The following is a 21,454-nucleotide window of genomic DNA, read 5'->3' on the forward strand; positions in this document are numbered from 1 at the left end:
CGATCGCACTCTGGTCCCGGAGCATTCAACCGCACACCACGGAAAAGCGGGTGGCGCGTCGCGCCACCCGCTCTACTCCCCCGCTATGCCCCTAGCGGTGACCACGCCAGCGACGGTCGTTGTCCGGCTCGACCCACAGCGCCCAGGCGCGGCGTCCGACCTGCACGCACTCCGGGTCGTCCCACCGGCCCTCCCAGTCGCCGGTCCGGCCGATGAACCGGCACATCCGCTCGCTCGGGTAGATGCCCTTGAAGACCCGGCGGTCGCGGTGACGCCAGCGGTCCCGGTCTCCGTCGTGGTCGCGGTGCCGCTCGACGCTCTGGGTGGCCTTCTCCTGCGTGGGTGCGGCGGACGCCGCGGTCGCGGTGACGCCGAGCATGCCCCCCGTCATCAGAGTGAGCCCGACCATGGCGATCGCGCGCTGCATCGTCCTCATGATTTCCCCTCCGTGATGTTTCAACTACACAGAGTATGTTCCGCCATGAGGAGCCCTAAACTACCCAAAACGCTCCAAACAATGCTTTAGTCGGCCCAGGCCAGCCGATCGGAGGATGCGGCATCGGTCCCCCGCGCCCGGTGCCGCCCCGGGCCGATGGGAGCCGTTACCGCGGCGGCCGCCCGACGGGGGTGCGGGCGGCCGCCGCGGCGCTCACGCCGGGATCGACGCGGTGGCCTCGGTCCAGGTGGTCACGTTCTGGACGTCGGCCAGCGTGACGCCCTCCAGGATCCGCCGCATCTCGGCGTTGGGGAGCAGGCCCTCGCTCGACACCTGCACCTTCACCGTGTTGCCGGCGAACCAGCGGTTGCAGAAGCCGTTGAGGCACGTGATGCCCGGCGCCGGCTGCTGGTTGGAGTTGCGCGCCGGCACGATGTACATCGCGAAGCTGCCGGCCGGGTTGCCGCCGTCGGGGCCGGTGTACGGACCGGTCAGGCCGGTCGTCGGCAGGGCGGGCTTGCTGAACAGCAGGCCGCCGAAGTCGCCGCTGCGGGCCGACACCACACCGTTCAGACCGGTGGTGGCCTTCATGCCGACCTCGGTCAGGCCGTAGCCGGCCGGCACGTAGGACAGCTTGACCGGCAGCTTCGCCGGCGTGCGGAGCTCGGTGCGCAGCCCGGCGGCCAGCTGCCGCAGGGCGTCGGCCGACGGGTGGTTCACGTCGTCGGACAGTGACGAGATCACCGCCCAGGCGTCGTCGGCGTACTGCCAGGCGAGGGTGCGCTCCATGTCCCAGCTGCCGCCGGTGGAGGTCGCCTCGAGGCCGGGCCGGCCGGCGACCGTCACCGGCGTGGCGCCGGCCAGCTTCGTGGCGTCGTAGGCGCCGGGACGGTAGACGGCGAGGTAGGCCGACAGCTGCTTCGTCGGGTTCGGGTCGGGCCGGTAGCCGGGGTCACCCTTCTGCGGTCCCGACGGTTCCTCGGTGGACGGCTCGACCGGCTTGTCGTTCGACACGAGCCCCTCGGCGTAGACGGACGCCAGCTGGTACGAGGTCGACACCGTGATCGGCGCCGCCACCGACAACCGACCCACCTGGTAGGCGGTGAAGGTGAACGTGAAGGGCGCCGCCGGGCCGGCCGGGGCCGCGGCCGGTGCGGCCGGGGCATCCGGCGTGCTCACGCCGGTCCCATCGGGTCCTGCCGACAGTGACGGGACCACCACCGCGGCCGCGACACCGAGCGCGACCACGACGGACGCCGCGCCCGCCCCCGCGCGGACGAACCGCCGGCGCCGCTGCGCCCGCTCGCCCGACGCGACTATGTCGTCAACGCCGTACCGCAGCGGCGGTGGGTCTTGCGTCACCGTGTCCACCACGTCCCGCATCCGCATTGATCGCTCCTCCAAGTTCCTGCTCATCCAGCACCACACCTCCCGCGGCCAGTGCCGCCCGAAGACTGTCCAGACCGCGGCTGGTCTGGCTCCTGACGGTCGCCGCGCGCACACCCAGGGCCTCGGCGGCCTCCTCACCCGACATGCCGAGGTAGTACCGCAGCACCAGCACCGCGCGTTGGCGGGCCGGCACGGACTGCAGCGCGGCCCGCACCCGCAGCCGCTCGTCGGTGGCGCCGCTCGGGTCGGCCAGCTCGACGTCGGGCATGGTGTCGCCGGCCGACCGTTCCCGCCGCCACCACGGCCGGCGGGTCTCGTCGATCGCCGCGCGCACGACCATCGTCTGCGCGTACAGGTCGGGCCGGTCGAGCTTGTGCCACCGCGGGTACAGCTTCGCCAGGGTGTTGGCCACCGCGTCCTCCGCGGCGTGCCAGTTTCCACAGGTCACGAACGCCAGGTTGCGCAACGACGCCATCCGCGACGCCACGAACTCCCGGAAGCGTTCCTGGTCATCTGGTGTCAAACCGGGCTCCCTCCGCTCCGCCGGGGATAGGACGGTGCAGCACCCCACAAACGATGCACCGGTCCTCCTGTACGTTTGTACATGTACGCAAGTACATTAAGAGCGTGAGAGCGCGACGGGACCCGGAGGGGCGGCGGCGCCGCATCGCCGAGGCGGCGGCAGAGCTGATCATGGAGACCGGAACGAGCACGGTGACCCATCGGCAGGTGGCCCGGCGGGCGGAGGTGCCGCTCGGGTCGACCACGCAGTACTACGCGACGTTGGACGACCTCCGCGAGGCGGCGCTGGCCATCCTCGTCGAGGGGTACGACGCCGAACTGGGCCGGATCGGGCTCGCGCTGGACACGGCCGACTCGCCGGCGGAGATGATCGCCCGGCTGGTGCACGAGTGGATGTCCACCGGCGACCTCGTGCGGCTGGAGACCGTCCTCTACACCGCCGCCATCCGCGACCCGGCGCTGCGACCGCTGGTCCGGCGCTGGTTCGACGGCTTCGTGGCGATGCTGTCGCGGCACACCGACCCCGCCACCGCGCGCGCGGTCGCCGTGTTCCTCGACGGCGCGACCCTGCACGCGGTGCTCGACGGCGCACCGATGGACCTCGACCGGCTCACCGCGACGGTCACCCTTCTGTGGGGACCGGCGTGAGCGCGGCCCTCGCGGGGAGCGCGCCACGGGGACGCGCGTGAGCGCGGCCCGGCGGTGGGGCGCGCTGGCCGTGCTGTCGGCGAGCCTGCTCGTCGTGGTCATGGACCTGACCATCCTCACCATCGCCCTGCCCGACCTGGCCGCCGACCTGCGGCCCTCCGCCACACAGCAGCTGTGGATCATCGACAGCTACTCGCTCGTGCTCGCCGGACTGCTGGTGACGGTGAGCGCGCTCGCCGACCGCTGGGGCCGCCGGCGCATGCTGCTCGCCGGGTTCGTCGTGTTCGGCGGCGCGTCCGCGCTGGTGCTGGTCGCGCGATCGGCCGAGGTGGTGGTCGCCGTGCGGGCGCTGCTCGGCGTCGGCGGCGCGATGATCATGCCGACGACGCTGTCGCTGATCCGCAGCGTCTTCACCGACCCGCGCGAACGGGCGACCGCGCTCGGCGTGTGGTCGGCCGTCGCCGCCCTGGGCGCGGCTGTCGGACCGATCGTCGGCGGGCTGCTGCTCGAGCACTCGGGGTGGCGGGCGGCGTTCCTGGTCAACGTGCCGTGCATGGTGGTCGCGCTGGTCGCCGGGGCGCTGGTGCTGCCGGAGGCGCGCGATCCGCGTCCGGGTCGATGGGACCTCGTGGGCACCGCCCTGTCGATCGCCGGGATGGTGCTGGTGGTCTGGGCGGTCAAGCACATCGGCGACCCGGCCGGGGTGGCCGCTTTCGTGGCCGGGCTAGCGCTGCTCGGGCGGTTCGTGCTGCGGTGCCTGCGGCGCACCGACCCGCTCCTCGACGTCCGGCTGTTCCGGAACCGACCGTTCACCGCGGGCGTCGTCGCGGCGTTCGGGTCCACGGCCGCGCTCGCGGCGGCCCTGCTGCTGCTCGCCCAGTGGCTGCAACTCGTGCTGGGACAGTCGCCGCTGGAGTCGGGCGTGCACCTGCTGCCGGTGGCCGCGGGTGGGCTCGTCGGGTCGCCGCTGGCGCCGGCCCTCGCCGCCCGGATCGGCGCCCGCGCCGTGCTCGCCGGAGGGCTGGCCGTGGGCGGGGCCGGGCTGCTGCTGGTCCCGGTGTCGACGCGCTACCCGGTGGTGGCGGTCGCCATGTTCCTGGTCGGCGCCGGCACCGGCGCCCTGGCCATCGCCTCGGCGATGATCATGGGCGGGACACCCCCGGAACGCGCCGGCAACGCCGCCGCCGTCGAGGAGACCGCCTACGACCTGGGCAACGTGATCGGCGTCGCGGTGCTGGGCAGCGTGGCCGCCTCCCTCTACCGCGATGGACTCGGGGCCGCCGCCCCCGGTGCCGGCGAGTCCCTCGGCGCGGCGGTGGAGATCGCCGCACAGACCGGGCAACCGGCCCTGGCCGAGCGGGCCCGCGACGCCTTCGTGACGGCGATGGCCGACACCAGCCTGGTGGCGGGCCTCATCATGCTCGTCGTGGCCGTCGTGGTCTTCACCCTGGTCGACCGCGACCTCGACCCGACCCGCTAGACCGCCCACCCACACGCCCCACGCCCGGCACCCACGCACCGCGCACCCACGCCCACGCCCACCCGCCCCACGCCCACGCGCACCGCGCACGGGCACTGCCACAACCACTCCACGCACCACGGCGCTGGGCGGCGCTGGGCAAAGGCGAAGGTACGGGAGGTGCTACGCCGGGGCGCGGTGGGCGGCGACGTGCTCGGGCACCTGCCGCCGGCCGCCGCGGACGTCCCACAGGGCGGCCGCCAGCGCCACCACCACGAATGCCGTCGTCACCAGGAGGGCGGCGCGGAACGCGGCGGCGTAGTCGCCGCCGTTGGCGGTCAGGCGGTTGAAGAAGACCGCGCCCACCGCGGCGATGCCGGTCGCCGTGCCCACGCGTTGACCGGTCTGCAGGACGGCACCGGCGCTTCCGGCGCGGCGCACCGGCACCTCCGACAGCGTCAACGTCTGGTTCGGGCTCACGACCAGGCCGCTGCCGAGGCCGGCCACCAGCAGCGGGACCGCCGTGGCCCAGCCGGCGCGGTGACCGGGAACGAGCGTCACCGCCACGTACGTCGCGACGAAGCCGACCGTCACCGCGACCAGACCGGCCGCGACGAGCGACCGCCCCAACCGGCCGACGAAGCGGCCACTCACGGCGGCGGCGACCGCCGAGCCGGCCGCGAACGGCGTCACCGACACGCCCGCGGCCAGCGCCGAGTAGCCCAGTCCGCTCTGCAGGTACAGCGTGTAGACGAAGAACAGCGTGGTGAACCCGGCGAAGTAGAGCAGCCCGATCAACGCGCCCAGCCCGTAGGAGCGCACGGCGAGCAGGTTCAGGTCCACGAGCGCCGTGCCCCGCCACGCGAAGCGCCGCTCCCACGCGACGAAACCGGCCAGCACCACGGCCGCGGCCGGGACCAGCAGCCACTTGTCCGTACCGGGCCACTCCCGCTCCTGCACGAGCGGGAGAAGGAGCAGCAGCACGCCGGTCCCGAGAAGGAGGACCCCGACCGGATCGAGCGACTCCCGACGGTGACCGGCCGGCGCGGAGCCGCGGACCGCCGACTCCCGGGTGCGCGACGCCGGCATCCACCGGTACCCGAGGACGATCGCCGCGACCCCGATCGGCACGTTGATGTAGAACACCCAGCGCCACCCGTCCTCGGCGCCGAACACCGCGATGAGCAGACCTCCGAGCAACGGGCCCACGGCCGCGGACACGCCGATGGTCGCGCCCAGCAGACCGAACGGCCGGCCCCGCTCCTCGGGCCGGAACAGCTGCTGGATGAGGCCCGACACCTGCGGGTTGACGATGCCGGCCGCGGCTCCCTGCACGAGGCGCGCCACGACCAGCCACAGTGGGCCCGTCGCGAGGCCGGCGGCCGCGCTGGCGACCGTGAACGCGGCCACCCCGACCACGAACACGCCGCGCCGGCCGCGGGCGTCCCCGATCCGGCCGGCCGGCACCAGCAGCAGACCGAAGGTCAGCGCGTAGCCCGACAGCACCCACTGGATCTCGCCCGGGCTGAGGTCGAGGTCGGCGCGGATGGCCGGCAGCGCGATGTTCACGATGCTGACGTCCAGCAGCGTCGTGAACGCCGCGACGAGCGCGACCGACAACGCGTGCCACCGCCGTCTCACCCGGGCGTGGTGATCTCGAACGTCGTCGCGAGCGACGCCGTGGAGTCGCCGCCGACGTAGACGTCGAAGACGGAGTCGTCGAGGACCCGGTCGCGGACGGCGGCGTGCCAGTAGCTCCGGTGCTCCGGGGTCACGGCGAACTCCACGCGTTCGGAGGCGCCGCCGTCGAGAACGACGCGCCGGAAGCCCTTCAGCTCGCGGACCGGGCGTGACGCCCGGCCGTGGCGCTGGTGCAGGTACAGCTGCACGACCTCGGGCGCCGTGACGCCGGAGGTGTTGGTGACCGTCACCGACACCCGCACGTCGTCGCCGTCGACGGTGGCCGTCAGGTCGGAGTAGCCGAACCGGCCGTAGCTCAGCCCGTGGCCGAACGGGAACAACGGCGTGCTCTCCTCGTCCCAGTAGCGGCGCGCCTGGTTCTGCGGCTCGTGCGAGACCGTATGCGAGTACGTCATCGGAATCTGGCCGACGGTACGGGGCCAGCTGAACGGCAGCTTCCCGCCCGGGGACACGGCGCCGAACAGCAGGTCGGCGACGGCGTTGCCGCCCTGGGTGCCGGGGTACCAGATGTCGAGGATCGCCGGCACGTGCGCGGCGGCCCAGCGCAGGTCGAGCGGGCGTCCGTTCATCAGCAGCAGCACGGTGGGCGTGCCGGTCGCGACGACCGCCTTCAACAGGTCCAGCTGCCGGCCGGGCGGGTCGAGCGACGACCGCGACGCCGCCTCGCCGATCATGTTCTGCCACTCGCCGAGCACGACGACCGCGACGTCGGCCGCCGTGGCGACCTCGACCGCCTCGGCGAAGGCGGCGTCGGCGTCGAAGCCCTCCGGGTCCTCGGGCCGGTTGCCGCCGAACATGTCGAACATCGACGGGAAGACCCGTTGCGCGACCGGGATCCCGCGCGCGTACGTCACCCGGTCTCCGGCGACCCGCCGGATGCCGTCGAGAACGGTCACCGTCTCGTCGAGGTCGAAGTCGAAGACCCAGGGACCGAGGGTGTCGCGTTTCGAGTCCGCCAGCGGCCCGATCACCGCGACCGACCGGTCGGGCGCCAGCGGCAGGAGGCCGCCCTCGTTGCGCAGCAGCACGGCCGACCGTTGCGCGGCCTCGCGGGCCGCCTCGCGGTGTGCGGGGTCGGCGAGCGTCACGCGGGCGAGGTCCTCGTCGACGTACGGGTTGTCGAACAGGCCCAGGCGCTGCTTCGCCTCCAGGATCCGCCGGACGGCCGTGTCGATGACGTCGGCGGGCACGTCGGTGTCGGGCAGGTGGTCGTAGGCCGGGTCGGAGATCGCCATCTCCAGGTCGACGCCGGCGGTCACGGCCCGCGCGGCGGCGTCGGGCAGGTCCTTCGCGAAGCCGTGCGTCACCAGGTTGCGGACCGCGTTGGCGTCGCTGACCACGAAGCCCCGGAAACCCCACGTGTCCCGCAGCACGGTGGTGAACAGCCAGTGGCTGCCCGACGCGGGGACGCCGTTGAGGTCCATGTACGCGGTCATGATGTTCCCGGCGCCGGCCTCGACCGCCGCCCGGAACGGCTCGAAGTAGACGTTCCACAGCTCGTACTCGGAGATGTTCGCCTCGTCGTAGTCGCGGCCACCGACCGCGGCGCCGTAGCCGGCGAAGTGCTTGGGTCCCGCGATGAGGTCCCGCTGGAAACCGCGGACCTGAGCGGCCGCGACGGCCGCGCCCAGGAACGGGTCCTCCCCCGCGCCCTCGATGATGCGGCCCCACCGGGGGTCGCGGGCGATGTCGACCATCGGCGCGAACGTCAGGTGGATGCCGACCGCGCGGGCCTCGCGGGCGGCGACGGCCTGGCCGCGCTCGATGAGGTCGGTGTCCCACGACGCGGCCATCGCGATCGGCACCGGGAAGATGGTGCGCAGCCCGTGGATGACGTCGAACCCGAACAGCAGCGGCACCCCGCCGCCCTCCAGGGCCAGGCGCTGCAACCGGTTCGTCTCGGCCGGGTCGGTGACGAACAGGAGCGAGCCCGCCCCGCCGCGGGCGAGTGCCGCCTCCACCGCGTGCGGCTGCTCCTCGCGGTCGACGCCGGGCGCCGGCTCGGTGTCACCGGTGTCCGGGAGCGTGAAGTAGAAGTACTGCGTCAGCTGGCCGGCCTTCTCCGCTGGCGTCATCCGGCCGAGGAGCTCCTCGATGTCCACGCCGTCACCTCACCTTCCTGATCGGGAGCACGACGAGCGCGCCGATCAGCGCCGCCACGCCGGCGCTGTAGAGCAGAAGATCGTAATTCTGGTTGCCGGCGCTCGAAACCGCCAGCGGTGCCGTGCCGATCACGGGGGCCGACCCGGAACCCGACCAAGATCGAAAGTGGTGGCGACTTTTCGCGGTCCGCCCCTCGCCCGAAACAGCAGAAAGTCGCCAGCACTTTCGATCATCCGGTCATCAGCTGACCGCGCGGCCCGGCGATTCGGTCGATACGCCCTACTCCACCACCGTGGCGTTATCCGCCGGTGTCGCTGGGTATCGGGGTTGGCATGTCGACCCCGCGGTTCGTGGTGCAACGGCACCGGGCGCGTCGGTTGCACTACGACTTCCGGTTGGAGGTCGACGGTGTCCTCGTGAGCTGGGCGGTGCCGAAGGGCCCGACGCTCGACCCGTCGGTGCGGCGGGCCGCGTACAAGGTCGACGACCATCCCCTGGAGTACATCGACTTCGAGGGCGTCATCCCGGCCGGCACCTACGGCGGCGGCGACGTCATCGTCTGGGACGCCGGCACGTGGGAGCCGGCGAGACCGCCCACCGACGGCGAGTACCACGTGGACCTGTTCGGAGAGAAGCTGCGCGGCCGGTTCGTGCTCGTGCGCACCGGCCGCGGTTCATCCGGACGGTCGTCCCGTCGGGAGGACTGGCTGCTGCTGCACAAGAACGACGGATTCGCCGTCGACGGGTGGGACGCCGAGGACCATCCCCGCTCCGTCCTCAGTGGACGCACCAGCGACGAGGTCAAGGCCGACCCCGACCGTCTGTGGCGGTCGGACCTCCCGGCGGCGCGGGCGTCGGTTCCGCTCAAGCCGTCGCCGGTCGCGGCCTCGCCCGAGGAGCTGGGACACCTGGACGCGCTGCGCACGCGGGGCACGTGGCGGGTCTTCGGCCGCGAGCTGGCGGTGACCAACCTCGACAAGGTGCTGTTCCCCGGCGGCGTCACCAAGCGCGACCTCCTGCGGTACGCCGCGCGGATCGCGCCGACCGTGCTGCCGTACCTGACCCGGCGCGCGCTGAACATGCACCGGTTCCCGCAGGGCGCGCAGGCCAAGGGCTTCTGGCACCGGGAGGTGCCGACCCACGCGCCGGAGTGGCTGCCCCGGTGGACCGATCCCGACGGGACCCACACGTACCTCGTCGTCGACGAGCCGGCCGCACTGGTGTGGGCGGCCAACTTCGGGGCGCTGGAGTGGCACGCGTGGACGTCCCGGGTCGACGCGCCGGACCGTCCGACGTACGCGCTCATCGACCTGGACCCGGGCGGCGGCACCGACTGGCAGGACCTGCTGACCCTGGCGCGCCTGCACCGCACCGCGTTCGAACACCTCGGGCTGTGCGCCCGGGCCAAGGTGACCGGCCGCCGCGGCATCCAGATCTGGGTGCCGATCCGGCCCGGTCCGGACTTCGCCGCCACCCGGGCGTGGGTGGAGCAGCTCTCGCGTACCGTCGGCGCGGTGGTCCCCGAACTGGTGAGCTGGAAGTGGCAGGTGAACGAGCGCGGTGGCCGCGCGCGCCTGGACTACACGCAGAACGCCGTCAACAAGACCCTCGTCGCGCCCTACAGCCCGCGGGCTGCCGCCGGCGCGCCCGTCTCCGCGCCCATCGACTGGGACGAGCTCGACGACCCCGACCTGCGCCCCGACGCTTTCACCATCCGGACCCTCCCCGCGCGCGTCGCCGAGCGCGGCGACCTGTTCGCCGACCTCCTCACCCACCCGCAACGCCTGCCGGCCCTGACATGACCGCGCGCGTGTCCCTCGACGACCTCGGCGCCTGGCTGCTGAAGGCCAACGGCGACCACTCCGACGTCGCGGAGCGGGCCGCCCGCCGCGACGACGTGGCACGGTGGTGCGTCCAGCGCTCCTACCGCACCGCCCTCATGGCGCCCGGGCAGCCGGTGCTGCTGTGGGTCAGCGGCAGCCGCCGGGTCACACCGGGCGTCTGGGCCGTCGGGACGCTCACCGGTCGGGTGTCCACAGGGGACGGTCGGCGGCAGCACGTCCCGGTGGCCCTGCGGTGGCTCGAGGAACCCGTCCCCCGTGACGCGCTACGGACCGACCCGCGCCTGGGCGACCTCGAGGTGCTCCGCCAGCCGATGGCGGCCAACCCGTCCGTCGCCACCCGCGCGGAGTACGAGGCGATCCGCGCGCACCTGTCACCGTCTCCGTAGGGGCGCGACGACGACGGCGACGTGCGGCCACAGCACGAGCGCCGCGACCACCGCCGCGTACCAGAACGACGGTGCGCCGGGACCGGCCGCGAGACCGTCGAGCACGTACCGCACGACGACGGCCGCCGCCGGTACGTAGAAGCCGACGAGATAGGCGGCGGCCACGGCGAACCCGGCCAGCCACACCCACCGGAACCAGGCACCTACCGCCAGGTCGCGCGGGTTCGCGCGGTCGAGCTCGGCGCGCCCGTCGGCGTCCAAGCGGCGCAACGCGCGGCGCAGCAGCAGCGTCTTGACCCGCCACAGGTTCAGCGTTCCCGTGGCGATCACCAGCACCGCGTACAGGTCGGTGCGCAGGAACACCATCGCCTGCCAGCCGACGGTCAGCAGCTTGGCCAGCAGCAGTCCCCGGACGAGCGCGAGCACCCACGGCGAGGGTGCCCACAGGCCCGCGCCCGCGGCCGCCAGCGCGCCGGTCAACGCGGCGAGCACGACGCCGTCGACGGCGAGGCCGGCGAGCACCGGACCGTAGCGCCCGCGCCGGGGCAGGCGCCAGAGCTGACTGAGGTCGGTCTCGAACACCACGAAGTAGAGGCGGCGGTCGACGCCGAAGCGGGCGGGCACGCCGGCGGCGGCCGCGGCCAGCCAGTGCCAGCACTCGTGGACGGCGGTCGACAGCGTCGTCAGGGCCAGGAACACGACCAGGCTGAGACCCACGTCGTCGGACACGAAGGCGTCCGACGGCCGGGGCATCAGTCCCGGATCCCACGCGAACGCGACGGCGACGGCCACGTAGGACAGGCCGTAGCAGGTCCAGGCGACGCGCCCGAAGAGCGGGCGGAACAGCGGCCCGCTGCGCCACCCGGACAGGTGCACGGCCGCCGTACGGTGCCCCCCTTCCGGACTCTCGTCGTCGACGAAGCCGACCTTCCGCAGCGTCTCCACGAACGCGGCGACGTCGACCGGTTCGCCCGCGACGCGCTCGGCCGCGGCGGCGGCCTCGCCCACCGTCGCGCCGTCGCGGAGCGCGCGGATCACCACGGCGCCGACCGGTGGGACCGCGATGAACCGCCCGACGGCCGGGTCGCCGACGACGACGCGCCCGCCCTCCTCCAGGAAGCTCAGCTCCTTGAGCGCGACCGTCGAACTATCCATCGCCGAGCCCGCCGCAGACCGGGCATCCGGCGTCGCGGTCGAAGCGGTCCACGTGCGGCACGAGCCCGTCGTCGAGCCGGACGGTCACCCGGGCACCGGCCGCCTGCGGCGCCTGGAACCCGGTGAGCAACCGGACCACCTCCAGGCTCACCAGCGAACCCGCCAGCATCACCAGCGACGCCGTGGACGGGTTGGGCCGGTGCAGCCGCGCGGCGAGGTCGTACTCGGCCGACGCCCGGTCCGGTGGCTGGCGGCGGCGCAGTCCACTGTCGACACACGACAGGCACGCCGAGCGTCCCGGCAGCACCGACCCGTACCGGACGCCGAACGGACCGACACCCGCGTGCACCGACGGCACCCGGCGCGGCGTCGCTGCCTCGCCGACCCGCAGCCCCACGTCCGACGGCACGTCGATGGCGCAGACCACCACGTCGACGCCGTCGAGCAGGTCGGCGACGTCGTCGGCGCAGCGCACCCGGCGCATCACCCCGTTCGCCGTCGTGGTCGGGTGGACCTCGTCGATCCACTCCACGGCCCGCTCGACCTTGGGACGCCCGAGGTCCGCGCGCCGGTACAGGAACTGCCGGGCCAGGTTGCCGACGGCGACCGTGTCGTGGTCGACGATCGTGACGCCGCCCACTCCCATCCCGCACAGTGCCTGCACGACCGCCGACCCGATGCCGCCGGCACCCAGCTGCAGGACGTGCGCGCCGCGCAACCGTCGGACGAAGTCGGCCCGTCCCCGCTCCAGCGACGCGAACGACGAGAAGAACGCGAGCGTGCTGGCGTGGCGCTCGGGGTCCTCACCGGGCTCCAGCGACGCCGTCGCGCCGTCCTCCACGAGCCCGAGCCCGTCGAGCGTCGCGATCGCGGCGTCGATGCTCTCGTCGGCCGCGACATCCCCCCGTTCGACGAGCGCCGCGTGCACCGCGGAGAGCTGGCGCCGCCCGGCCGCCAGCTCCTCCAGCAGCCGCTCGACCCGGCCGTCCGGGTCGGCGAGGCGCACCGTGCGGGCAGGGTCGAACATCACCAGCAGCGACGTGCCGACCCGCCGCCAGGAGCACTCCTTGAGAACCACGGAGCGGCCGGTGGCGAGCGGCACGCCGGCGTGCCTGTTCATCCGGTGGCGCCGGTCAGCACCACACGATGTCGGTCGTCTTCACCGGCTCGATCTCTTCGACCTCGATCGTCATCTCGTGACTCCCCTCTGTCAGGACCGTCCGCCGGCACGTCCGCGCCGGCGGAGACGATCCTGCAGCAGCGACGCGGGTGGGTCGCGAATTCCAAACGATCCCATACGTCGATGTACGCTCGGGCCCCGACAGAGGACGGAGGGCCCGGTGGACGCGACAATTCCCGACCCGGGCACGGCTGTCACCGTCGACGAGCTCACCGGTCACCTGCGGGCCCTGAAGGTCTGGGCCGGCGACCCCTCGTTCACGGTGATCTGCGCCCGGATCAACCGGGCCGCCGGCGTGACGGTGCGGCGGGGAACGGTCGTGGACTGCTTCAAGGCCGGCCGGCGCCGCCTGGACGCCGAACTGCTGACGTCCATCGTCCGCGCGCTGCACGACGACCCCGGCTATGTCGCGCAGTGGCAGCAGGCGCTGCGCGTCGTCGGCCGCCGGGCCACGGCGGCCTCACAGGTCCGGGTGATGGACGCGCTGCCGCGCGACCTCGCCGAGTTCACCGGCCGGCACGCCCAGATCGAGCGGGTGGTCGCCGCGTCCGAGGGCGCGGCGGGCCTCGTGGTGGCGATCGAGGGCATGGCCGGTGCCGGCAAGACCCAGTTCGCCGTCCACCTGGGGCACCTCCTGGCCCGGCGGCAGCCGTTCGCCACCGTGCTGTTCGTCAACCTGCGCGGGTTCCATCCCGACCCGCACCAGCCACCGGCCGATCCGGGCGCTGTGCTCGAGGGTTTCCTGCGGCTGCTCGGCGTGCCCGCGCACCGGATCCCGCTCGGTCTCGCCGAGCGGTCGGTCGCGTTCCGGACCCGGCTGGCCGGCACCCGCGCGCTGGTCGTGCTCGACGACGCGGCCGACCTCGAGCAGGTCCGGCCGCTGGTGGCCGCCGTGCCGGGCGTGGTCACCCTCGTCACCGGCCGGCGCCGGCTGGCGGGTCTGCCGGCGGTGAACGTCGCCGTCGACGTCTTCACCGTCGACGAGGCGCGGGAGTACCTGGCCCGCGCGAACCCCGACGTCGCGGCCGGCGCCGACCCGGCCGCCGTGGCGCGGATCGTCCAGCGGTGCGGCGGGCTGGCGCTGGCCCTCAGCCTGGTCACCGGACACATGCGACGCGCGCCCGAGTGGACGCTGACCGACCACGCCGACCGGCTCGACCGCCGACACGACACGCGCCGGCTGGACTCCGACGTGGAGACCGCGCTGGCCCTGTCGTACCAGCACCTGTCGCCGGAACGGCGGCGCCTGCTGCGGCTGCTGGCGCTGCACCCCGGACCCGACATCGACCGCTACGCCGCGGCCGCCATGGCCGGCACCGACCCCGACACGGCGGGGACGATCCTCGACCACCTGGTCCACGACCATCTCCTGCGGCCGGCGGCGCCCGACCGGTTCCTGCTGCACGACCTCGTCCGCGCGTTCGTCCTCGAACGCGGCGTCGACGAGGACAGCGAGACGGCGCGGCACGACGCGTCCACCCGGCTGTTCGACTACTACCTCCGCGCGGGCACCGCCGCGATGCGGCACCTGCACCCGACCGACGTCCATCTCCGCCCGCCGCTCGACCCGCCCGTGATGCCGACGCCGCCCTTCGACGACGTGCTGGCGGCCCGGGCGTGGCTCGACGTCGAACGGCCGGCGATCGTGGCGGCGACGGGGGTCGCCGCGGGTCACGGGTGGCCGCGGCACGCTGTCGACCTGTCGACCGTGTTCTACCGCTACCTGGTCGACTTCCCCTCCGACGCGCTCGAGGCGCACACGGCGGCCCGCGAGGCGGCCCGGCACGCCGGCGACGCGGTCGGCGAGGCGTACGCGCTCCTCGGATCGGGCGCCGCGCGGTGCGAGCAGGGGCACGACGCCGAGGGCGCCACCGACGTCCGCCGGGCGCTGACCCTCTTCCAGGCGTACGGCGACCGGCTGGGCCAGGCACGGGCGCAGGCCAACCTCGGCATCATCGCCTGCTGGCGCGAGGACTTCGCCACGGGCCTGACGTACATGAAGCGGGCGCTGACGGTGTTCGAGCGGGCCGGCAACGAGCCCGGCGCGACCAACACGCTGAACAGCATCGGGTACATCAACATCCGGCTCGGCCGTCCCGCCGACGCGCTCGCGCCCCTGGAGGAGGCCCTGCGCCGGTACCGCGACACCCGGCACGTCTCCGGCGAGACCCGGTCGCTGACCAACCTCGGCGCCGCCGAGTGCGACCTCGGGCGGTACGACAGCGCCGCCCGCCACCTCGAGCGCGCCGTCGACCTCAGCGGCCGGACCGGCAACCCGATCATCGAGGCCAACGCCCTGGAGGGCCTGGGTGTCCTGCACGCCAGGCTCGGCCGGTACGAGCGGGCGGTCGCCGCGCTCGACCGGGCCCTTCACCTGTTCCGCGCCGTCGCCAACCAGCCCGGCGAGGCCCGGACGCTGAACTCCCTGGGCGACATCGCGCTCGCCCAGGGCACCCCGGAGACGGCCATCGTCAGGTTCACCGCGGCCCTCGACACCGCGACGGACGTCCACTGCCGCGACCAGAACACCCGCGCCCGGGCCGGTCTGGACGCCGCGGTCACCGCGGCCGGACGGCCGTAGGGCCCTTTTATTCATTCTGGCAAAAGTTTGCATTCGTCGTTCGAAAGGTCTAGCGCCGCGGACGAATGTCATCGATGATTTGCGCACTGCCGTCACCGGGCTACCACCCCTCCAGCACCGGCCCGACAGCGGTTCCCGCGCGCCCCCACCCGCGGACACGCCCAGACAGCGCACCGTCCAAGGAGGACCGGATGTCCCCCCGCCCGTTACGAACGCGCCGCCTCGCGGCCCTGATCGGCGCCACGCTCCTCGGCCCGCTCGCCGCCGTCGTCTCCGCACCGGCCACGGCGCACGCCGCCGAGCTTCCGCCCCAGGAACCCGGCGTCACGTTGCGCACGTACGACACCCGCGTGCCGCTCGAAGCGATCTGCACCCTCAAGCCCGGCCAGACGCCCAACGTCGACAAGCTGATGCCGACGATCGACTGGTCCAACGCCGACTTCGGGCTCGAGGACAACTTCCTCACCCACGCGATCGCCAACCTCGACGTTCCCGCCGACGGCACCTACACGTTCCGGCTCACCAGTGACGACGGCTCCCGCCTGTACATCGACGACACGCTCGTCGTCGACCACGACGGGCTGCACGGCGCCACCTCCAAGGACGGCTCCGCCACGCTGACCGCCGGCTACCACGCGGTCCGCGTGGAGATGTTCGAGGCCGGCGGCGGCCAGCAGCTCACGTTGGCGTGGCAGCCGCCGGGCGCGGCCGACTTCGTCGTGGTCCCGAACTCGGTCCTCAGCACCGACGCCGGCGTCGTCCGCGTGACCGCGCCCGGCTACAAGCAGTGCCAGGGTGTGAACGACGCCCCCGGCGACGGCCTTCCGCTCGACGCGGTGAACCCCGGCTACACGCTGACCGACCTGCGCCCCGACGGGTTCGAGCCGAAGGTGTCGGCGATGGACTGGACCCGCGACGGCCGGCTCGTCATCGCCACGTGGGGCGCCAGCAACAAGAGCGAGGGCGAGGTCTACATCGTCGACCGCGTCACCGGGAAGACCAACGCCGGCCGCGTGCGGTCTAAGAAGGTCGCCAGCGGGCTCAAGGAGCCGATGGGGCTGGCGGTCGTCGACGGCACCATCTTCGTCTCGCAGAAGCACGAGCTGACCGAGCTGCGCGACACCAACCGCGACGAGGTCGCCGACGAGTACCGCACGGTCGCCACGTGGCCGTTCGGCGGCAACTTCCACGAGTTCGCGTTCGGCCTGCTGTACCGCGACGGCGACTTCCACCTGAACCTGTCGGTGTCGATCAACTACGGTGGCGCCACCACCGACCCGCAGCCGGCGGAGAACCGCGGCACGAGCGTCGTGGTGAACAGGCGCACGGGCAAGGTGACCTACGTCGCGGGCGGGCTGCGCACGCCGAACGGCCTCGGTTGGGGTCCCGACAGAGAGCTCTTCGTGACCGACAACCAGGGCGGCTGGCTGCCCTCGTCGAAGTTGGTGCACATCAAGCAGAACCGGTTCTTCAACCACTACACCAACCCGACCGGTCCGTTCGACGCCAACCCGGTGACGAAGCCCGTGCTGTGGCTGCCGCAGAACGAGATCGCGAACTCGCCGAGCACGCCCGTCCTGCTGAAGGAGGGGCCGTTCAAGGGGCAGATGCTCATCGGTGACGTCACCTACGGCGGGCTCCAGCGCGCGTACCTGGAGAAGGTCGACGGCGAGTACCAGGGCGCGGTGTTCCGGCACACGCAGGGCCTGGAGGCCGGCGTCAACCGGGTCACGATCGGGCCGGACGGCGCGATCTACATCGGCGGCCTCGGCGCGGAAGGCAACTGGGGACAGGCCGGCAAGCTCTGGCACGGGCTGCAGAAGCTGACGCCCAACGGCACCACCGCGTTCGACATGAAGTCGATGAGCGCCACGAGGGACGGCTTCCGGGTCGAGTACACCAAGCCGTTGTCCGACGCGACGATCGAGAACCTGGTGCAGAAGTACCGCCTCACCCAGTGGCGGTACGTCGCGACCCCGCAGTACGGCGGGCCGAAGGTCGACGAGGAGAAGCTGACGGTCACGAAGGCGAGCGTCTCGCGCGACCGGAAGACCGTGGAGCTGAAGGTGGACGGGCTGCGGCCCGGGTTCGTGGTGCATCTGCGCTCGCCGCGTCCCTTCGCCGCCCGCGGCGGTGAGGAACTGTGGAGCACCGAGGCCTGGTACACGCTCAACGCCATCCCCGGCCAGCACGGGGACGAGGTCTTCTACGAGGCCGAGGCCGGCCAGCGGGAGAACGGCGCCACCATCGCGACCGACCACCGCGGCTACGGCGGCGTCGGGTTCGTCGCCGGGTACTGGAACCCGAACGCGTCCACGACGATCAAGGTCGATGTCCGCCACGGCGGCGAGTACGACGTGGGTCTGCGGTACAGCAACGGCCCCAACCCGTTCCAGGGCACCAAGACGGTGAGCGTCTACGTCAACGGCGCGAAGGTGACGCAGAGCGCGCTGCCCTCGACGATCACCTGGGACGAGTGGGCCACGAAGAACGAACGGCTGCGCCTGAAGGCGGGCCACAACACCATCCAGTACCGGTTCGACGCCGAGGACACCGGAAACGTCAACCTCGACCTCGTCACCGTCCGGAGACCGGGCCAGCGCATCGACCTGTTCGACGGCGGCGACCTCGCGGAGTGGCAGCACACCGACGGGCGTCCGGCGAGCTGGCAGCGCAGGCCGGGCAACGCCATGGAGGTCTTCGGCGGGGACCTGCGCACGAAGCAGGCGTTCGGCGACTTCCGGCTGCACGTGGAGTTCAAGGTTCCGTTGCTGCCACCGGAGGTCACCGGCCAGAACCGCGGCAACAGCGGTGTCTACCTCCAGGAGCGCTACGAGATCCAGATCCTGGACTCCTACGGCGATCCCACCAACGACACCAACGAGGCCGGCGCCATCTACACGCTGAAGGCGCCCGACATCAACGCCTCCCGGCCGCCGGAGACCTGGCAGACCTACGACATCTGGTATCGCGCGGCCCGGTACGACGCCGCGGGCAACAAGACCGAGAACGCCCAGGTGACCCTGGTGTGGAACGGCAAGCGGGTGCACGACCGGTTCGCCATCACCGGCCCGACCGGTGGCAACATCCCGGAGGGCCCGGCGACGGGCTCGATCCGCCTGCAGGACCACGGAAACCCGGTCCAGTACCGCAACGTCTGGGTCGAGCCGCTGAACTGATGCGACCGTCGCGGGTCAGGCTGTCCGGACGCAGCCTGACCCGCGCGGCGCGTCGACGGCGCGGTCGCGCGGTGTTCAGCGGGTCGTGAACGTCGTGGCGTTGTCACCGCCGTCGGGGTCGGTGGCGGGTGAGCCGTCCGGCAGCAGGGCGGTCACCCGCACCGTCGACGTGAAGCCGGTGCCGTGGATGGTCCCGTGCCGGAGCTCGAACGTCAGCGTGCGCGACTGTCCCGGCGGCGGCACGGTCACCGGGCAGGTGGCCTTCGTGTTCTCGGAACCGACGGTGCAGCCGTTCCAGCCGTCGAGTTCGTGCAGGGTCTCCTGGTAGAGGTAGGTGTCGCCGCCCAGGGCGAACGACAGGGCCACCCGCGCCGGCGTGCCCGGCCCGTCGTTGCGGACCGTCACGGTGACGGTGCCGTACTGGACACCGCCGTCGTCGGGGCCCCACACGAGGTCGGTCGCCGACACCGACAGGTCGGCGACGTTCGGGTCGGGCGGGAACGACGTCGGCCCCTCCGCCTGCTGGAAGGCGCCGCCGGTCCAGTCGTAGCCGCGCCACTGCCGCTGCGGCGGCCGGGCCGCGTCGCCGACCTCCACCCGCACGCGGGAACCGGCCGCCACGACGCCGTACACCGCCCTGATGGCGCCGCCGGTGCGCACCACCTGGCCCACGGTCGTCACCGCACCGGCCGCGCCGCGGTCGAACACCACCACCTGGGCGTCGCCCTGGCAGGTGAGCACCGCGGCGGTCTCCGCGGCGCCGTCGCGGTCGACATCGACGTGTGCAAGTGCGCCGATGGTCACCGCGCCGCCGCCACCGATCGTGTGGCGGCCCGTCGGGCAGGCGCGCTGCGTCCACGCCGGAAGGTCGACGGTCGCCGCCGCCAGTTCCGCTCCGCTCATGGGCGCGGCCGCCGTCGGGCCCGGGCTCGAAGGCATATGTGACGCCGATGCGGTGGGCGCCCCGGTCGGAGTCGTCGCCGGTGTTTCCGCGGGAGTTCCCGTGTCGGGCGGTTGAACCGGCCCGCCGAGCAGGGCCACCGCCCCCGCGACGACGGCGACGGCGGCGGCCACAGCGGCGGCCGCGCGCACGCGGCGCCTTCGGCGCACGGTCCGGTGCACCTGCGCCGCCCCCGGGCGGACGATCCGCGGCGCGACCCGGGAGTGGAAGTCGTCCAGCGCGACCCGGAGGTGGCGCGGCTCATCGTGATCCGGCACCGTCGTCCTCCGTCCGTTTCTCCGCCAACTCGTCGGCCAGCACCAGCCGCGCGCGGCGCAGCCACGACTTGACGGTGTTCTCGGCCGCCTGCTCCTGCACGGCGATGTCCGCGATGGACATGTCGGCGATGTGGTACAGGATGAACACCCGCCGCGAACGCGCCGGCACCTTCGACAGGGCGCGCACGAGGTCGACCCGGTCGGCGGTCGGTGCGTCCACTGTGGCCGGACGCATCCGTGCGGCGGCCGCGAGCGCGCGCCGCGCCTGCCGGAACCGGTTCTTGGCCAGGTTCCAGGCGACGCGGCGCACCCACGCGGTCGGGTTGTCGTACATCGAGATCGTCTGCCACCGCGGCAGCGCCCGGCAGAACGCCTCCTGCACCAGGTCCTGCGCGAACGCGAGGTCGCCGGTGTACGCGCACAGCTGCAGCGTGAGGCTGTCGAAGGTCGCGGCGTAGAACTCGTCGAAACCGGCGGACGCCGTCGTGCCGGTCGCCGGCACGGGTTCGAGCGTCCCCCGGTCTCTCAGCGGCGGTGACACGTCAGCACTACCTTCCCCCGTAAGGCATCGGACGCCGCAGCGGCGACGGGCAGACGCCCGCCGCCGCTCCGACGTATCGGTTCAGCTGATGGTGACGGTGGTCGTGGTGGTGTTGTCCACCGGGTTCACGTCGGCGACCGGCTGGAGGGCGCGCACCGGAACGACCGCGACCGTGAGCGGCGAGCCCGTGAGCGGCGGCTCGGTGGTCCACACCAGGAGGGTCGAGGTGCGCCGGGCACCCTGCGCGACGGCGTCGAGCCGGCACGCCCACTCGCCGTACATGCAGCCGATCGGCTGGCCCTCCACCTTGACGCCACTGCCCGCCGGCAGCCCGGTGACCGTCAGCCCCACCTCGTCGTGCTCGGCGTCGGTGGCGGCGTTCAGCGTCACCGGCAGTCGCCCGCTCCACGTGCCGTCGCCGTTGTCGACGAACGCGGCCGGGCCGGCCGTCACGGCGAGGTCGGGCTCGGTCGCCGGCCGGTACGGCGCCGGGTCGACGCCGGGACCGGTGCCGACCAGCAGCGCCCGGAACCGCGCGGTGGCCGTCGCGGACCCGGACCCGACCGTGACCGCCCCCTCCTCGCTGAACCGCGAGCGCCGCTGCGGCCCGGCCAACGAGGTGAGGGTGATGGACAGGTCGTGGTGACGTCCGGCGGCGATCGTCACCGGCAGGTAGCACTCCAGCGCCCGCGGCGCCACGGCCGGAGCCGGGACGCACGTGTGCAACTGGCCGTTCCGTTCGCCCGCGAACCGCAGCCCGGCGGGCTGCACGATCGTGACCGACACCCCGGACACGTCGCCGCCGGTGGCCCGGATCCGGACCGCGAGCTGGCCCGCGTACCCACCCCCGGCCGCCGGCGTCAGGACCGCGGTGCCGGTACCGACCGACAGCGAAGGCTGGTCGGCGACGGCCGGTGCCGCCCCCGCGAGCGTGAGTGCCGCGACGGCACCGCCGACCGCGATCACCCTGCTGACTCGGATCACTGTTTCCTCCCCGTTCGTCGATGGACGCGCCCTACACACCGCAGCGCCCGACGGGGTTGCACGGGAGGTCGAGATTCTTTCCGGTGGATGGCCAGGCCGTGTTTCACAAGTGGTGTCTGTCGATCGTT

Annotated in this window: 17 protein-coding genes; 6 read left to right on the forward strand and 11 right to left on the reverse strand. The window is 73.1% G+C overall.

Translation table 11 applies throughout. The features are described 5' to 3' along the window. Positions 1-91: 91 nt before the first annotated feature. The 3 genes from Voc01_RS40325 to Voc01_RS40335 all read right to left on the reverse strand — a co-directional run bounded on the left by Voc01_RS40325 (position 92) and on the right by Voc01_RS40335 (position 2,348). Positions 92-436, reverse strand: a complete 345-nt coding sequence (locus Voc01_RS40325; protein ID WP_203932984.1) for a hypothetical protein — start codon at positions 434-436, stop codon at positions 92-94. 213 nt (positions 437-649) lie between these two features. Beyond that, on the reverse strand, positions 650-1,798 hold the full coding sequence (locus Voc01_RS40330) for a hypothetical protein (RefSeq protein ID WP_203932985.1): 1,149 nt from the start codon (positions 1,796-1,798) through the stop codon (positions 650-652). Continuing rightward, positions 1,761-2,348 carry a sigma-70 family RNA polymerase sigma factor gene (locus tag Voc01_RS40335; RefSeq protein WP_203932986.1) on the reverse strand — a complete coding sequence of 196 codons (588 nt, stop codon included), beginning with the start codon at positions 2,346-2,348 and terminating at the stop codon, positions 1,761-1,763. Before Voc01_RS40335 ends, Voc01_RS40330 begins: the two co-directional genes overlap by 38 nt. A 104-nt stretch (positions 2,349-2,452) precedes the next feature. On the opposite strand from Voc01_RS40335, the gene Voc01_RS40340 reads away from it, so the two are divergent. Then, positions 2,453-2,995 carry a TetR/AcrR family transcriptional regulator gene (locus tag Voc01_RS40340; protein WP_203932987.1) on the forward strand — a complete coding sequence of 181 codons (543 nt, stop codon included), beginning with the start codon at positions 2,453-2,455 and terminating at the stop codon, positions 2,993-2,995. A 37-nt stretch (positions 2,996-3,032) separates the two neighbouring features. After that, a complete protein-coding gene (locus tag Voc01_RS40345; RefSeq protein WP_239160842.1) occupies positions 3,033-4,475 on the forward strand; it encodes an MFS transporter in 1,443 nt (480 codons plus the stop codon). 162 nt (positions 4,476-4,637) lie between these two features. On the opposite strand, the gene Voc01_RS40350 is transcribed toward Voc01_RS40345, so the two are convergent. Genes Voc01_RS40350 through Voc01_RS54300 form a run of 3 tightly spaced genes read right to left on the reverse strand, consistent with a single transcriptional unit; the run spans position 4,638 to position 8,390 of the window. Beyond that, positions 4,638-6,095, reverse strand: coding sequence for an MFS transporter (locus Voc01_RS40350; RefSeq protein ID WP_239160843.1), 1,458 nt, complete (start codon positions 6,093-6,095; stop codon positions 4,638-4,640). Next, a complete protein-coding gene (locus Voc01_RS40355; protein WP_203932988.1) occupies positions 6,092-8,257 on the reverse strand; it encodes a glycoside hydrolase family 3 N-terminal domain-containing protein in 2,166 nt (721 codons plus the stop codon). Before Voc01_RS40355 ends, Voc01_RS40350 begins: the two co-directional genes overlap by 4 nt. Positions 8,258-8,261: 4 nt before the next feature. Next, on the reverse strand, positions 8,262-8,390 hold the full coding sequence (locus tag Voc01_RS54300) for a hypothetical protein (RefSeq protein WP_275423808.1): 129 nt from the start codon (positions 8,388-8,390) through the stop codon (positions 8,262-8,264). A gap of 200 nt (positions 8,391-8,590) precedes the next feature. Between Voc01_RS54300 and Voc01_RS40360 the strand changes: the two genes are divergently transcribed. Both Voc01_RS40360 and Voc01_RS40365 read left to right on the forward strand, forming a co-directional pair. After that, the gene (locus tag Voc01_RS40360) at positions 8,591-10,060 is read left to right on the forward strand and encodes a DNA polymerase domain-containing protein (RefSeq protein ID WP_203932989.1); all 1,470 of its coding nucleotides are present in this window, start codon (positions 8,591-8,593) and stop codon (positions 10,058-10,060) included. After that, positions 10,057-10,488: an EVE domain-containing protein gene (locus Voc01_RS40365; RefSeq protein ID WP_203932990.1), complete on the forward strand. Its 432-nt coding sequence runs from the start codon at positions 10,057-10,059 to the stop codon at positions 10,486-10,488. The genes Voc01_RS40360 and Voc01_RS40365 overlap by 4 nt, the downstream gene beginning before the upstream one ends. Here Voc01_RS40365 and Voc01_RS40370 read toward each other — a convergent pair. Together Voc01_RS40370 and Voc01_RS40375 are read right to left on the reverse strand one after the other, a co-directional pair. Continuing rightward, positions 10,474-11,643, reverse strand: a complete 1,170-nt coding sequence (locus Voc01_RS40370) for a hypothetical protein (protein ID WP_203932991.1) — start codon at positions 11,641-11,643, stop codon at positions 10,474-10,476. The genes Voc01_RS40365 and Voc01_RS40370 overlap by 15 nt on opposite strands. Continuing rightward, the gene (locus Voc01_RS40375; RefSeq protein WP_203932992.1) at positions 11,636-12,763 is read right to left on the reverse strand and encodes a HesA/MoeB/ThiF family protein; all 1,128 of its coding nucleotides are present in this window, start codon (positions 12,761-12,763) and stop codon (positions 11,636-11,638) included. Before Voc01_RS40375 ends, Voc01_RS40370 begins: the two co-directional genes overlap by 8 nt. A gap of 220 nt (positions 12,764-12,983) precedes the next feature. Here Voc01_RS40375 and Voc01_RS40380 point away from each other — a divergent pair, with 220 nt between their 5' ends. Both Voc01_RS40380 and Voc01_RS40385 read left to right on the forward strand, forming a co-directional pair. After that, complete coding sequence (locus tag Voc01_RS40380; protein WP_203932993.1) at positions 12,984-15,404, forward strand: tetratricopeptide repeat protein; 2,421 nt, start codon at positions 12,984-12,986, stop codon at positions 15,402-15,404. Positions 15,405-15,595: 191 nt separating this feature from the next. Then, a complete protein-coding gene (locus tag Voc01_RS40385) occupies positions 15,596-18,583 on the forward strand; it encodes a 3-keto-alpha-glucoside-1,2-lyase-like domain-containing protein (protein WP_203932994.1) in 2,988 nt (995 codons plus the stop codon). Positions 18,584-18,658: 75 nt separating this feature from the next. On the opposite strand, the gene Voc01_RS40390 is transcribed toward Voc01_RS40385, so the two are convergent. From Voc01_RS40390 to Voc01_RS40400, 3 genes are all read right to left on the reverse strand, one after another. After that, a complete protein-coding gene (locus Voc01_RS40390; RefSeq protein ID WP_203932995.1) occupies positions 18,659-19,801 on the reverse strand; it encodes a hypothetical protein in 1,143 nt (380 codons plus the stop codon). Beyond that, positions 19,785-20,342: a sigma-70 family RNA polymerase sigma factor gene (locus Voc01_RS40395; RefSeq protein ID WP_203932996.1), complete on the reverse strand. Its 558-nt coding sequence runs from the start codon at positions 20,340-20,342 to the stop codon at positions 19,785-19,787. Before Voc01_RS40395 ends, Voc01_RS40390 begins: the two co-directional genes overlap by 17 nt. Before the next feature lie 81 nt (positions 20,343-20,423). Next, on the reverse strand, positions 20,424-21,326 hold the full coding sequence (locus tag Voc01_RS40400; RefSeq protein ID WP_203932997.1) for a hypothetical protein: 903 nt from the start codon (positions 21,324-21,326) through the stop codon (positions 20,424-20,426). Positions 21,327-21,454: the final 128 nt, after the last annotated feature.

It is taken from the genome of Virgisporangium ochraceum, from assembly GCF_016863655.1.
Lineage (GTDB): Bacteria > Actinomycetota > Actinomycetes > Mycobacteriales > Micromonosporaceae > Virgisporangium > Virgisporangium ochraceum.